This window comes from Salipiger bermudensis, from assembly GCF_020171625.1.
Classification (GTDB): Bacteria; Pseudomonadota; Alphaproteobacteria; order Rhodobacterales; family Rhodobacteraceae; genus Salipiger; species Salipiger bermudensis_B.
Map to the genome: position 1 here is coordinate 95033 of NZ_JAIUZY010000004.1, position 12548 is coordinate 107580.

11 protein-coding genes are annotated in these 12548 nt (G+C 68.9%); 5 read left to right on the forward strand and 6 right to left on the reverse strand.

What is annotated here, in order from left to right:
- Nucleotides 1-66: 66 nt before the first annotated feature.
- Nucleotides 67-2343: a DEAD/DEAH box helicase gene (locus tag LCM15_RS07005; RefSeq protein ID WP_224854814.1), complete on the reverse strand. Its 2277-nt coding sequence runs from the start codon at nt 2341-2343 to the stop codon at nt 67-69.
- A 261-nt stretch (nt 2344-2604) separates the two neighbouring features.
- Here LCM15_RS07005 and LCM15_RS07010 point away from each other — a divergent pair, with 261 nt between their 5' ends.
- Nucleotides 2605-3906: an MFS transporter gene (locus LCM15_RS07010; protein WP_224854816.1), complete on the forward strand. Its 1302-nt coding sequence runs from the start codon at nt 2605-2607 to the stop codon at nt 3904-3906.
- Nucleotides 3907-4023: 117 nt separating this feature from the next.
- Here the strand turns inward: LCM15_RS07010 and LCM15_RS07015 are convergent, their stop codons facing one another.
- Nucleotides 4024-4626, reverse strand: coding sequence for an inner membrane-spanning protein YciB (locus tag LCM15_RS07015; RefSeq protein WP_224854818.1), 603 nt, complete (start codon nt 4624-4626; stop codon nt 4024-4026).
- 133 nt (nt 4627-4759) lie between these two features.
- Here LCM15_RS07015 and LCM15_RS07020 point away from each other — a divergent pair, with 133 nt between their 5' ends.
- Nucleotides 4760-5254: an MgtC/SapB family protein gene (locus LCM15_RS07020; RefSeq protein WP_224854820.1), complete on the forward strand. Its 495-nt coding sequence runs from the start codon at nt 4760-4762 to the stop codon at nt 5252-5254.
- Between the two features lie 224 nt (nt 5255-5478).
- Here LCM15_RS07020 and ftsY read toward each other — a convergent pair whose 3' ends face one another.
- Nucleotides 5479-6906 carry a signal recognition particle-docking protein FtsY gene (ftsY, locus tag LCM15_RS07025; protein ID WP_224854822.1) on the reverse strand — a complete coding sequence of 476 codons (1428 nt, stop codon included), beginning with the start codon at nt 6904-6906 and terminating at the stop codon, nt 5479-5481.
- Between the two features lie 100 nt (nt 6907-7006).
- Here ftsY and LCM15_RS07030 point away from each other — a divergent pair, with 100 nt between their 5' ends.
- Nucleotides 7007-7915 carry a lytic transglycosylase domain-containing protein gene (locus tag LCM15_RS07030; RefSeq protein WP_224854824.1) on the forward strand — a complete coding sequence of 303 codons (909 nt, stop codon included), beginning with the start codon at nt 7007-7009 and terminating at the stop codon, nt 7913-7915.
- Between the two features lie 339 nt (nt 7916-8254).
- On the opposite strand, the gene LCM15_RS07035 is transcribed toward LCM15_RS07030, so the two are convergent.
- Complete coding sequence (locus tag LCM15_RS07035; RefSeq protein WP_224854826.1) at nt 8255-8452, reverse strand: hypothetical protein; 198 nt, start codon at nt 8450-8452, stop codon at nt 8255-8257.
- 288 nt (nt 8453-8740) lie between these two features.
- Between LCM15_RS07035 and LCM15_RS07040 the strand changes: the two genes are divergently transcribed.
- Nucleotides 8741-9136: a hypothetical protein gene (locus tag LCM15_RS07040; protein ID WP_224854828.1), complete on the forward strand. Its 396-nt coding sequence runs from the start codon at nt 8741-8743 to the stop codon at nt 9134-9136.
- Nucleotides 9137-9254: 118 nt separating this feature from the next.
- Here the strand turns inward: LCM15_RS07040 and xseA are convergent, their stop codons facing one another.
- Together xseA and LCM15_RS07050 are read right to left on the reverse strand one after the other, a co-directional pair.
- Nucleotides 9255-10796, reverse strand: coding sequence for an exodeoxyribonuclease VII large subunit (gene xseA, locus LCM15_RS07045; protein WP_224854830.1), 1542 nt, complete (start codon nt 10794-10796; stop codon nt 9255-9257).
- A 66-nt stretch (nt 10797-10862) separates the two neighbouring features.
- Entirely contained in the window at nt 10863-11093 is a 231-nt protein-coding gene (locus tag LCM15_RS07050; protein ID WP_224854832.1) for a hypothetical protein, read from the reverse strand.
- Nucleotides 11094-11234: 141 nt separating this feature from the next.
- Here LCM15_RS07050 and purD point away from each other — a divergent pair, with 141 nt between their 5' ends.
- Nucleotides 11235-12497, forward strand: a complete 1263-nt coding sequence (purD, locus tag LCM15_RS07055; protein WP_224854834.1) for a phosphoribosylamine--glycine ligase — start codon at nt 11235-11237, stop codon at nt 12495-12497.
- The last annotated feature ends 51 nt before the right edge of the window (nt 12498-12548 follow it).

Sequence of the window (12548 nt, forward strand, 5' to 3'; positions counted from 1 at the left end):
AACGGAAAAGGGCCCCGTCCAGCCGGACGGGGCCCTTTCTATTTGCATCGTAGCGCCGGACTGGCGTCAGGACTTGCCGCGCTTCGGCGGCTGCATCCCGCCCTGGCGGGGCTTGCCGGGGCGCGCGCCCTTGGAGGCGCGGCCGGTCGGATCGAAGCGCTGCGAGGTGTCGGAGGCGTTGGCAGGGCGCCGGGGCTTGTCACCCTGCGGTGCCGGACGCCCGCCGGGCTTGCCGCCGAAGCCCTTGGACGGACCGTCGCGGCCCTCGCCGGGGCGCTTGGGCTTGAAGGGCTTGCCACCGGGCTTGCCGTCGCCATCCCTGTCGCGCTTCGGTTTCCAGTCCTTGCCGCCCTCGCCGCGGGGCTTGTCACCCCAGGGCTTGTCACTCTTCGGACGGTCACCGCGGGGTTTGTCCCCCCAGGGTTTGTCGCTCTTCGGACGGTCACCGCGGGGCTTGTCGCCCCAGGGCTTGTCGCTCTTCGGGCGGTCGCCGCGGGGTTTGTCGCCCCAGGGCTTGTCGCCGCGCGGTTTGTCGAACTTGGGCTTGTCGCCCTGCGGACGATCGTCGCGCTTGAAGCTGCCCTTCGGCTTGTCGCCGCGGGCGGAGCCGCCCTTGGCGCCCCATGCCTCGCCATCGGGACGCTTGCGCGCCGGCGCATCGCCCTCGGGGCGCGGCTTGCGCGGGCCATCCGAGCGCGGACGGTCGTTGCGCGGCCCGTCCGAGCGCGGCCCGTCGCGGCGCGGCGGGCGGCTGGCGAATTCCGGCGTGCCCTCGACGGCGCGGACGGTCACACCGTCCTCAAGCATGGCGCCCTCTCCGAGACCGCCGAGGAAGCCCTCGACCACCGGCTCGGACAGCTCGACGAAGGTCTCGTTATCCTGCACCCGGATCGCGCCGATGGCGTCCTTGTCGAGCCCACCGCCGCGGCACAGCAGAGGCAGCAGCCAGCGCGCCTCGGCACGGTCGTCGCGGCCGACCGACAGCGCGACCCAGCGGCTCGGGCCGAACGCCGCGCGCTCCTTGCGCTCGGGACGCTCGGGGCGCGCATCCGGTGCCGAAAGCTCCTCGGGCGCCGAGTGGCGGTCGCGGTAAAGGCGCAGATAGGCGGCGGCCACGGTCTCGGGCGACTGCTCGACCAGCAGGCGCGCGGCGAACGCGGCCTCGTCCTCGGTGATCTCCTCGGACCAGGTGGGATCGGCCAGCAGGCGCTCCTCGTCGCGGCGCAGGATCTCCTCGGCGCTCGGTGCCTCGATCCACTCAGCGGTGACCTTGGCCCATTTCAGCAGGCGCTCGGCCTTCTTGGTGAGCTTCGGCGGCACCACGAGGGCCGAGATGCCCTTACGCCCGGCGCGGCCGGTGCGGCCCGAGCGGTGCAGAAGGCCCTCGGTGTTCGAGGGCAGCTCGGCATGGATCACCAGCTCGAGGTTGGGAAGGTCGATGCCGCGCGCGGCCACGTCGGTGGCAACGCAGACCTTGGCACGGCCGTCGCGCATCGCCTGCAGCGCGTGGCTGCGCTCTGACTGGCTGAGCTCGCCCGACAGGCAGACCACCGCGAAGCCGCGGTTGCTGAAGCGCGCGGTCAGGCGGTTCACCGTGGCACGGGTGTTGGCGAAGACGATGGCGTTCTGCGCGTCGTGGTAGCGCAGCATGTTGATGATGGCGTTCTCGGCGTCGTGCTGGGCCACGCGCAGCGCCTGATAGGTGATGTCAGCGTGCTGGCTGCGCTCGGAGATCGTGGTCACGCGCACGGCGTCGCGCTGGTAGTGCTGCGCCAGCGTGGCGATCATCGGCGGCACGGTGGCCGAGAACAGCAGCGTACGACGGTCTTCCGGCGCCTCGCCGAGCATGAACTCGAGGTCTTCGCGGAACCCGAGGTCGAGCATCTCGTCGGCCTCGTCGAGCACGATCGCGCGCAGCGCGCTCATGTCGAACGAGCCGCGCTGGATGTGGTCGCGCAGGCGGCCGGGGGTGCCGACGACGATATGCGCGCCGCGCTCGAGCGTCCGGCGCTCGTCACGCATGTCCATCCCGCCGACGCAGGAGACGACGCGGGCGCCGGCCTTGGCATAGAGCCACTCGAGCTCGCGCTTGACCTGGAAGGCCAGCTCGCGCGTGGGGGCCACGATCAGCGCCAGCGGCAGGCTCGCCTCGCCCATCATCCCTGCCTCGTCGAGCAGGGTCGGCGCGATGGCGAGACCGAAGCCCACCGTCTTGCCGGAGCCGGTCTGGGCCGAGACCAGAAGGTCGGAGCCCTCGAGGTCGGGATTGGTGACCGCCTCCTGAACGGGGGTCAACGTGTCATAGCCACGCTCTGCGAGCGCATCGGAAAGGGTCTGAATCATGGGGGGCCGATCTGCGAGGAAATGGGACGCGGAACAAGCCGACTCATGAAGGGCGCATCGCGTCAGGAAGGCGCCCTCCTAGCGCGGTTGCGGGCGTTTGTACACGGGTTTCTTTGTGTCGCGCGGCCTTTCGCAATGCGGCAGACACATAGCGGCCCTGCAAAATCAACAACGGAGGTGGCGTTAACACTTGGCGGTGTTCGCGTTAACGGAACATGCACAAGAGAAATATGTCCCGAACGCGAACGGATAAGAAAGAAAATGACTGACAGCACCGCCGAAATTGAAACGGAGGCCCGGACAGGGCAGCCGGCACTCAACTCCCCCGCGAAGGTCCTGCTCGCGAGCCTTGTGGGGACCACCATCGAGTTCTTCGACTTCTATGTATATGCCACGGCGGCGGTTCTGGTGTTTCCGGCGCTGTTCTTTTCCAACAGCGACCCGATGACCGCGCTGCTGGCCTCGTTCGCGACCTTCTCGATCGCGTTCTTCGCCCGCCCGCTGGGGGCCATCGTGTTCGGCCATTTCGGCGACCGCATCGGCCGCAAGGCCACGCTGGTGGCCGCGCTGCTGACCATGGGCATCTCGACCGTGGTGATCGGCCTTCTGCCGACCTACGCCCAGATCGGCGTTGCAGCCCCGGCGCTGCTGGCGCTCTGCCGCTTCGGTCAGGGCTTCGGCCTTGGCGGCGAATGGGGCGGCGCGGTGCTGATGGCGACCGAGAACGCGCCCGAGGGCAAGAAGAACTGGTACGGCATGTTCCCGCAGCTGGGCGCGCCGGTGGGCCTGTTCCTGTCGTCGGGGATGTTCTGGCTGCTGCTGCAGTTCATGCCGGAGGAAACCCTGCTGAGCTGGGGCTGGCGGATCCCGTTCCTTGCCTCGATCGTGCTGATCGTCGTGGGGCTCTGGGTGAGGCTCTCGATCACCGAGACGCCGGACTTCCAGAAGGCCATCGACAACGAGGAGCGCGTGGCGGTCCCGGTGCTCGAGCTGTTTTCCAACCACAAGATCTCCATCGTGCTCGGCACCTTCGTGGCGCTGGCGACCTTCGTGCTGTTCTATCTCAGCACCGCCTACCTGCTGAGCTACAACGTCAAGGTCGTGCAGATCCCGTTCACCGATGCACTGGCGATCCAGATCTGGGGCGCGGTGATCTTCGGCTTGTTCATCCCGGTCGCCGGCCTCACCGCCGAGCGTCTGGGCCGCCGACAGGTTCTGATCGGAACCACGCTGGCCATCGCCGCATTCTCGTTCCTCGTGCCGGTGCTGATGGTCGAGAACGAGGCCCGCATCCTCGGCTTCGTGACGCTGGCGATGGCGCTGATGGGGATGACCTACGGCCTGATCGGCACCGCGCTGGCGGCGCCCTTCCCGACCCGGGTGCGCTATACCGGCTCGTCGATCACCTTCAACTTCGCGGGCATCGTGGGCGCCTCGCTCGCCCCCTATATCGCGACCTGGCTGCAGAGCACCTACGGCCTCGCCTATGTCGGCTACTACCTGCTGGCAGCCGCACTGGTGACGCTGGTCTGCATCATGGCCAGCGCCCGCGGCAAGGTCTGAGGCGACACGCAACTCGCGGCCAAGCCCGCATCGAAATGAAACGGGGCCGGCGATTGCCGGCCCCGTTTGCGTTTGTGGCGATGTGAATGGACCCACGCGCTGGCGCCGGGAGGCAGGTTACTTGCTCTCCTGCTCCAGCGCATAGCGCTTGAACAGCCCGTTCTGCGTCATGAAGAAGAGGAACACCGCTGCCGTGAGGCCGAAGGTCTTGAAGTAAACCCAAGTCTCGGTGCTCATGGTGCGCCAGATCACCTCGTTGAGCAGTGCCAGCGCGAAGAACAGCGCCGTGACGCGCTTGGCCAGGATCATCCAGCCCTCGTCGCGCAGCGGCATCAGGCCCTCCATCACCTTGCGCAGGTAGCTCTCGCCGCGCAGCAGGCCGACGCCGAGGGCCACGCCGAACAGCAGGTAGATCAGCGTGGGCTTCATCTTGAAGAAGCGCTCGTCGTTGAGCCAGACCGACAGCCCGCCGAAGACCACGATCAGCACCGCGGTGACGATCTGCATCGGGCTGAGGTGGCCGGTGAGCTTCCACAGCGCCGCGGTGCAGACCAGCATCAGCGGGATGAAGCCCGCGGTGACGAGGATGAAGCCCTGATATTCGGTGCCGCCGATGGTGAAGACCTGGTCCTTCAGCAGCAGGTAGGCGGCGAAGAAGACGATGATCGGGCCGATCTCGAGCGCCGATTTCAGGAAGGGATTGATCTGTTTCGCGCTCATGCGGCCTCCGGTTCTGTCGCCGCAGAGATAGACCTTGCCCGCCCCCTTCACAATGGCAACCGGGGGGGGAACCGGGGGCAAGGCCGCGGGTTGTGCCACTACCACAAAAAACACGTCAAAAAACGGAGGGGACATGTTCGAGAAGATCATAGACGAATTGACAGGCACCTTTTCGGCGGTTCCACCTTCGGTCGCTTTCGCGCGCCTGCTGGCCGCCATCGTTCTTGCAGCCTGCATCGGCTTCGAACGCGAGCGGCGCGGCAAACCTGCGGGGCTGCGCACCCACATCCTCGTGTCGGTCGCCGCCTGCCTTTTCGTGATCCTCGGACTTGAACTCGCCTCGATGGAGTTCGGCGGCAGCGAGCAGCGCAACGATCCGTTGCGGATGATCGAGGCCGTCACCGCGGGCGTCGCCTTCCTCGCCGCCGGCATCATCTTCACCAGCGGCGGCAAGGTGCGCAACACCACCACCGGCGCGTCGCTCTGGCTGGCCGGCGCGGTGGGGCTGGGCTGCGGCGCCGGGCAGATGCCGCTCGCGGCGATGACAACGCTGATCGTGGTCGTGGTGCTGACCATCGTGCGTGCCTTCGAGCACTGGTTCTGGCCCGATCAGCAGCGCGACGAGTAAGGGCCTGCCGGGCCGCTCAGTCAGCCCGCAAGACGGTTTTCTCGCAGGCCTCGCCCGCATAGGTCAGCGCTGTCGGGCGCGGTCAGACGTGTTCAGGCGCGGTCGACCCGCTTAGGTCGGGTCAGTCGCCCCGCTCCAGCCCGGTTGGCTTTGCGCCAGCCTGCTCTGCCCTACTGTGAGAGGGGCAGCCGCCCTCAGGCCGGCTCAACCCTACTCCATCCTGGTCAGGCCTGCTCCAGCCCGGTCAGCGCGGCGGCGAATTCCTCGGGATCGAAGGGCGCGAGGTCGTCGATCTGCTCGCCCACGCCGATGGCGTGGATTGGCAGGCCGAACTTGTCCGCCAGAGCCACCAGCACACCGCCCTTCGCGGTGCCGTCGAGCTTGGTCATCACCAGACCGGAGACGTCCGCCACCTGGCGGAAGATCTCGACCTGCATCAGCGCATTCTGGCCGGTCGTCGCATCGAGCACCAGCAGCGTGTTGTGCGGTGCATCGGGGTCCTTCTTGCGGATCACCCGCACGATCTTGGCGAGTTCCTCCATAAGGTCCTGACGGTTCTGCAGCCGGCCCGCGGTGTCGATCATCAGCAGATCAGCGCCCTCGGCCTGCGCCTTGGTCATCGCATCGAATGCAAGGCTGGCCGGGTCAGAGCCCTCCGGCGCGGTCAGCACCGGCACGCCAGCTCGCTCGCCCCAGACCTGCAGCTGCTCGACCGCGGCGGCGCGGAAGGTATCGCCCGCGGCGATGACCACCGATTTGCCGGCGGCGCGGAACTGCGAGGCAAGCTTGCCGATGGTGGTGGTCTTGCCCGAGCCGTTCACCCCGACCACCAGAACCACCTGCGGCTTCTTGGGATAGAGCGGCAGCGGCTTGGCCACCGGGTCCATCACCCGCGCGACCTCGGCGGCGAGGGCCGTCTTGATCTCCTGCGTGGAGACGCGCTTGCCGTAGCGCCCCTCGGCGATGTTGGCCGACACACGCAGCGCGGTGTCGACGCCCATGTCCGAGGCGATCAGCAGCTCCTCGAGGCTTTCGAGCATGTCGTCGTCGAGCACCCGGCGCACCACCGGCGCGCTCGGCGTCTCGCGTCCGAAGAGCCGCCCCAGCAGGCCGGGCTTTGCACCGGAGGGCGTCTGGGTCGGGGTTTCCTGCGGCGGCGTCACCGGCGTCGGGTCGAGCGGTGCCGGCATCTCGAGCGGCGGCGCCTGAGGCGTTTCCGAGGGCCGCGACGGGATCGGATCGGCCGGCGGCGTGGCGTCCGGGCCCGGATCGGGCGCCTGAGACGGCGCGGGCCGCGGGCTCGGCGCGGGATCGACCGGCGCCGGGGCCTCCTCGGGCGTCTCGGACGGCGCTTCGACGGGCGCGGAGGGGGGCGTCTCCGTCGGGCGCTCGGGGGTCTCGGAGGGCGGCGGCGGCACATCCGTCGGAGCCGGCTTTTCGGACGGTGTCGGCGCCGGGGTCGGCGGCACATCTGCGGGAGCCGGCGTCTCGGAGGGTGTCGGCGGCGTTGGCGAGGGCGGCGCGGCCGGCTCGGGTGCGCTCGGTTCGGGCGCGTCTTCCGACCCGCCCTCCTGCACTATGGCGTCGAGCCCTTCCTCGAGCTTCGAGGACGACTTGAACAGCTTGCTCTTGAGCTTGCCGAAGAAGGACATGTGGCGGACCCCTTTTGTACCTGTTCCCCAAGTAATACGCCCGGGCGTCAGTGAAAAGTGCCAGTTGACCTGCGCAGGCCCGCGAGGCCAAGTGAACCGCATGTGGCGCCTCGCGATCCTGATCCTCCTGCTCTTCCCGACCGGCGCGCTCGCGGCGGGCCGCACGCCGACGCAGGACGAGCCGGGCACGCTCTGCTCGCCCGGTGCCTTCGGGCCGGTGCAGTGCATACGACCCAGCCACGCGATGTACGACACCTGCCAGGCGATCGGGCATTTCGCGGGACGCCACGGGCTCGACCCGGATTTCTTCGCCCGACTTTTGTGGCAGGAAAGCCGCTTCGATCCCAATGCGCTGAGCCACGCCAACGCGCAGGGGATCGCGCAGTTCATCCCCTCCACCGCTAAGCTGCGGGGGCTGGGCGATCCCTACAACCCCGCCGAGGCGATGGAGTATTCCGCCGAGTATCTCGGCGAGCTGACCCGCCGCTTCGGCAGTCCCGGCCTCGCGGCGGTGGCCTATAACGGCGGCGAGCGCCGCGCCGAGGCGCTGGTCGCCGACAGCGGCGCCGCCCTGCCCCGCGAGACGGTGGACTACGTGCGCATCATCACCGGTGTCGCGGTGGAGGACTGGGCCAAGGATCCGCCCGAGACTCACGATTACAGCCTGCAGCCCGGCAAGCCCTTCGCCGAGGCCTGCCTCGAGCTGGCGCGGGACCGCCGCCTCACCGCCTATCCCGAGCCGGAACCGCGCCTCGCGCCGTGGGGCGTTCAACTCGCCTATGGCACCACGAAGTCCCGCGCGCTGTCGCAATACCGCGACCGCACCCGGATCTGCCCGGCACTGGTTCGGGGCGAGGAGCCGGACCTCGTCTGGCAGAAGAGCCGCGCCAGCCCCAAGGGCGGCTACTGGATGGCGCGGATCGGGCGTCGCGACCGCGGCGCGGCCTTCCGACTTTGCGCGCAGCTCAAGAAAAGCGGCTGCATCTGTGCGGTGTTCAGCAATTCCTGAGGCGGGGGTGTCAGAGCGTACCAGACAGGGCGCTTCGCGCTTGCGGGAGTGTGGGGCGTCGCTGGTCGGCTCTGCGCTGCAGGGGCGTAGAGCGTCATCAGCGGGCGCAGGCGCGATGTCAGGGCGCTTCCGGGCCGCTTGTTTACCGAATGACGCCAGCGCGTGTGATGTGTCGAAAGCCCCGAGGCTTTCCGGGGGCACCAAGGGTCCCGCCGGGATCAGCCTCGCTGCCGGACCGGCTGCCCTGTCGACGCCTCCCCGAGGGAAGAGGGGACAAACGCAACGGGGCGGGCCGTGATGGCCCGCCCCGTGCGATGCGTCAGCAAAGACGCGGCTGTCTCACTCGGCTGCGAAGCCGGTGGCGAACTTGCCGCACCAGTCGTTGGACTTGACCACCGGCCAGAGGCCGCGGCTGTCGGGCTGGGTCTGGCTGACCGGCGGGTTGGCGCGGCACAGGCCCGCATCGTCGAGCGTGTGGGCATCATTGGCGACGTGATCTTCGTAGAATGCACAGGTCTTGCAGGCTGCAGTGGCCATGGCTGGACTCCTTTCGGGTCGAATTCAAAACAATTGCTGGCGAGCTGCGGACCGGGCATTTCGCTGGGTACGTGGCTGGCTGGCGTTGAGGAACAGATAGGCGCGCCCGCCCCGTCCGTCAAGATTTTTATTCAATAAAATCATATACTTGATAGATTTACTCGACCTCTAGATCCCGACTCTTTCGCTTGGGCCGCACAGGGCGAAACCCGATATTTTTGCTCGGACAGGCCCGGGGGCGACCCAGAGCCCTTCCCCGGACGGGCAAGCTCTGGCAGGGTTGAGACCATGCGCCAGATCCTTCTCCTCCTGCTCACCTGCCTGCCCCTGCCCGCGCTCGCCGCTGACCCGATGAGCGGCGCCGAGTTCGAGCGCTACACCGCTGGCAAGACGTTGTACTTCGGCCTTTCGGGCAGCGCCTACGGGGTCGAGGAATACCTGCCCGACCGCCGCGTGCGCTGGTCCTTCCTCGACGGCGCGTGCAAGGAGGGCGAGTGGTACGAGGAGGCGGGGCAGATCTGCTTCGTCTACGAGGATCAGCCGGTGCCGCAATGCTGGAGCTTCTTCCGGGAGGGCTCGGGGCTCCGGGCGGTGTTCGAGAACGACCCCGAAAGCACGGTGCTCTACGAGGCGCGGCAGGACGACGCGCCGATGCTGTGCCTCGGACCCGAGATCGGCGTCTGAGGGGGCGCTGCCCCCGTCCGCGCAAGCGCGGCCTCCCCCGAGATATTTTTAAACCAGAGAAGACCTGTGCCTGGTGAGCTCGGCCCGAAGGTTTCGCCGCGCCCCCCTGTTGGCAGCCTCAGAACAGGCTGCCCTGTTCCGGCTTGTCGGCGGCGGGCTTGCGCTTCGAACGCGGCGCCGCGGGCTTGGGTTTATTCTCGCTGGCCGGGACGGTGGCGGGTGCGTCGGCGGCGCCCGGGGTGCCGAGCGACAGGCGGCCATCGGCGAACTCGATGTCGAGCGCGCCGGCTTTCTCGGCCGCGGCCTTGCGGGTGAGGATATCGCCCTCTCCGCTGCGCACCACCGCGTAGCCGCGCGACAGCGTGCCCTTGTAGCTCAAAGTCTCGAGCAGGCGGGTGAGCCCGTCGAGGCTGCTGCGCGGCGTCTCGAGCCGGCGCGTGCCGGCCTCGTCGAGGCGACGGGTCAGCGTGGCGAGGCGTTCCCGACCCTGCCGCATCTCGCGCTCGATGGGGCGCAGCGACAGGCGGTCGGTGCGGCGCCCGAGGGATTCGCGCCCGTGGGCAATGACGCGCGAGAGAAGCGAGGGACGCAGGGCGCCCGCCGCGTCTGACAGGGCGACGCGGCGCTGCTCGGTGCCGCGGATCAGCCCGCGCGGCAGGCGGTCTCCCAGCAGGTCGAGGCGCTGGCGCGGCTGGTCGAGCAGGGTCTCGGCCCGCGGCAGCGCGCGGGACAGATCGCGCAGGCGCTGGCCGCGCAGCTCGATCCGCTGACCCATGGCGCGGGTCATGCGGGCGCCGGCCTCGCCGGTCCAGCCCAGCAGCTCCATGCGCACCGGCACGGCGATCTCGGCGGCGGCGGTGGGGGTCGGGGCGCGGCGGTCGGAGACGTAGTCGATCAGCGTGGTGTCGGTCTCGTGCCCGACGGCGGAGATCAGCGGGATGTCGGAGGCGGCGGCGGCGCGGGCCACGATCTCTTCGTTGAAACCCCAGAGATCCTCGACCGAGCCGCCACCGCGGGCGACGATCAGCAGGTCGGGCCGCGGCATCGCACCGCCCGGGCTGAGCGCGTTGAAGCCTTCGATCGCGCGGGCGACCTCGGGGGCGCAGGACTTGCCCTGCACCGCCACCGGCCAAATCAGCACCTTGCGCGGAAACCGGTCGCGCAGTCGGTGCAGGATGTCGCGGATCACCGCGCCCGAGGGCGAGGTCACCACCCCGATGATCTCGGGCAGGTAGGGCAAGGGCTGCTTGCGCGACGCATCGAACAGGCCCTCGGCGGCAAGCTGCGCCTTGCGCTTCTCGAGCATCGCCATCAGCGCGCCAAGCCCGGCGGGGCGGATGTCCTCGATGACGATCTGGTACTTGGACTGGCCCGGGAAGGTGGTAAGGCGCCCGGTCGCGACCACCTCCATGCCCTCCTCGGGCTGGGTCTCGAGCCGCGCCGACACGCCCTTCCAGACCACGCCCGAGATCACCGAGCGATCATCCTTGAGGTCGAGATAGATATGGCCGGAGCGCGGCCGCGACACGCGCCCGACCTCGCCCTTGACGCGGACGAATCCGAATTCGCCCTCGATCACGCGTTTGACCGCCCCCGAAAGCTCGGAGACGGAGAATTCGGGCGTATTGCCGGTGTCGGTGTCGTCGTCGAGAAGATCCATGCGGTGCAGATTAGCGGCGCGGAACGGGGAAGAAAATGCCCAAGCGTCGCTCAGGCCGCCGCACGCTCACGCGGCCCCGAGCGCGTCGCCCCTGATGTAGCATGACGGGCAGCAGAGCGCGCAGGCGTTGAGCCGGTCATAGCGCTTGCTGGCCTCGGCAAAGGCATCGTCGCAGCCGTCGAAGGCGCCGAGCGGCTCGACCGCCTGCTTCGGAAACACCTGGCAGGCGTCGGAATGAAGGACATGCACGCCCTCGCTTTCGGGCGCGCAGGTGACGTAATAGGTTTGCTCGGGCATTGTCCGTCCATGACGTGGCATCGCTCTCGGGCGTGAAACCGCCGGCACGTGGTTTCGTTCCGTGTCTTGCACGCTTGCGGAGCCGCGGCTAGGACGGCGCCAGAACCAAGCGGCCAGAACCAAGCGGAAGGGGTTTCGGACATGAACATTCTCATTCTCGGCGGCGGCGGACGCGAGCACGCGCTGGCCTGGGCGGTGATGCAGAACCCCAAATGCGACAAGCTGATCGTGGCGCCGGGCAATGCCGGCATCGCGCAGATCGCCGAATGCGCCTCGCTCGACATCGAGGATGGCGGCGCCGTGGTCGAGTTCTCGGGCGAGCATGCCATCGACCTCGTCATCATCGGCCCCGAGGCGCCGCTGGCTGCGGGCGTGGCCGACGCGCTGCGCGACGCGGGCTTCCCGGTTTTCGGCCCGTCGAAGGCGGCGGCCCGGCTCGAGGCCTCGAAGAGCTTCACCAAGGAGATCTGCGACGCCGCCAAGGCGCCCACCGCGGGCTACGGGCACTTCACCGACGCCGAGGCGGCCAAGGCCTATGTGCGCGAGCAAGGCGCGCCGATCGTGGTCAAGGCCGACGGTCTGGCCGCCGGCAAGGGCGTGATCATCGCCGAGACCGTGGAAGCGGCCGAGGCCGCCATCGACGACATGTTCGGCGGCGCCTTCGGCGGTGCCGGGGCCGAGGTGGTGATCGAGGAGTTCATGACCGGCGAGGAGGCCAGCTTCTTCCTGCTGGTCGATGGCGAGGACGTGCTGCCGATCGGCACTGCGCAGGACCACAAGCGCGTCGGCGAAGGCGATACCGGCCCGAACACCGGCGGCATGGGCGCCTACTCGCCCGCCCCGGTGCTGTCGGATGCGGTGGCCGAGAAGGCGCTCGCAGAGATCGTGGTGCCCACCATGCGCGAGATGGCCCGGCGCGGCACGCCCTATTCCGGCGTGCTCTATGCCGGGCTGATGATCGAGGATGGCCAGCCGCGGCTGGTCGAGTACAACGTGCGCTTCGGCGACCCCGAATGCCAGGTCCTGATGATGCGGCTGGGCGCGCAGGCGCTCGACCTGATCCACGCCTGCGCCGAGGGGCGGCTGGCGGAGGCGCAGGTCAACTGGGCCGACGATCACGCGATGACCGTGGTGCTGGCCGCCGAGGGCTACCCGGGATCGTACCGGAAGGGCACGGCAATCGGCGGGCTCGACGGTCTGACCGAGGACAGCTTCCACCAGATGTTCCACGCCGGGACCGCCGAGGCGGACGGCAAGGTGGTGGCGAGCGGCGGCCGGGTGCTCAACGCCACCGCGCGCGGCGCGACGCTGGCCGAGGCCGCAGAGCGCGCCTATGCCCTCGTCGACGGGGTGGACTGGCCGGACGGTTTCTGCCGGCGCGACATCGGCTGGCGGGCGCTCTGAGGCGTTCCGCCTCGGGGGAGCCTATCCGGGGGGATGCGTTCTTGGTGCGGT

What these genes read in the sequence shown, in the direction of transcription:
- LCM15_RS07005 (WP_224854814.1), bottom strand. Translation starts at nt 2,343, where the DNA reads ATGATTCAGACCCTTTCCGATGCGCTCGCAGAGCGTGGCTATGACACG.
- LCM15_RS07010 (WP_224854816.1), top strand. Translation starts at nt 2,605, where the DNA reads ATGACTGACAGCACCGCCGAAATTGAAACGGAGGCCCGGACAGGGCAG.
- LCM15_RS07015 (WP_224854818.1), bottom strand. Translation starts at nt 4,626, where the DNA reads ATGAGCGCGAAACAGATCAATCCCTTCCTGAAATCGGCGCTCGAGATC.
- LCM15_RS07020 (WP_224854820.1), top strand. Translation starts at nt 4,760, where the DNA reads ATGTTCGAGAAGATCATAGACGAATTGACAGGCACCTTTTCGGCGGTT.
- ftsY (WP_224854822.1), bottom strand. Translation starts at nt 6,906, where the DNA reads ATGTCCTTCTTCGGCAAGCTCAAGAGCAAGCTGTTCAAGTCGTCCTCG.
- LCM15_RS07030 (WP_224854824.1), top strand. Translation starts at nt 7,007, where the DNA reads ATGTGGCGCCTCGCGATCCTGATCCTCCTGCTCTTCCCGACCGGCGCG.
- LCM15_RS07035 (WP_224854826.1), bottom strand. Translation starts at nt 8,452, where the DNA reads ATGGCCACTGCAGCCTGCAAGACCTGTGCATTCTACGAAGATCACGTC.
- LCM15_RS07040 (WP_224854828.1), top strand. Translation starts at nt 8,741, where the DNA reads ATGCGCCAGATCCTTCTCCTCCTGCTCACCTGCCTGCCCCTGCCCGCG.
- xseA (WP_224854830.1), bottom strand. Translation starts at nt 10,796, where the DNA reads ATGGATCTTCTCGACGACGACACCGACACCGGCAATACGCCCGAATTC.
- LCM15_RS07050 (WP_224854832.1), bottom strand. Translation starts at nt 11,093, where the DNA reads ATGCCCGAGCAAACCTATTACGTCACCTGCGCGCCCGAAAGCGAGGGC.
- purD (WP_224854834.1), top strand. Translation starts at nt 11,235, where the DNA reads ATGAACATTCTCATTCTCGGCGGCGGCGGACGCGAGCACGCGCTGGCC.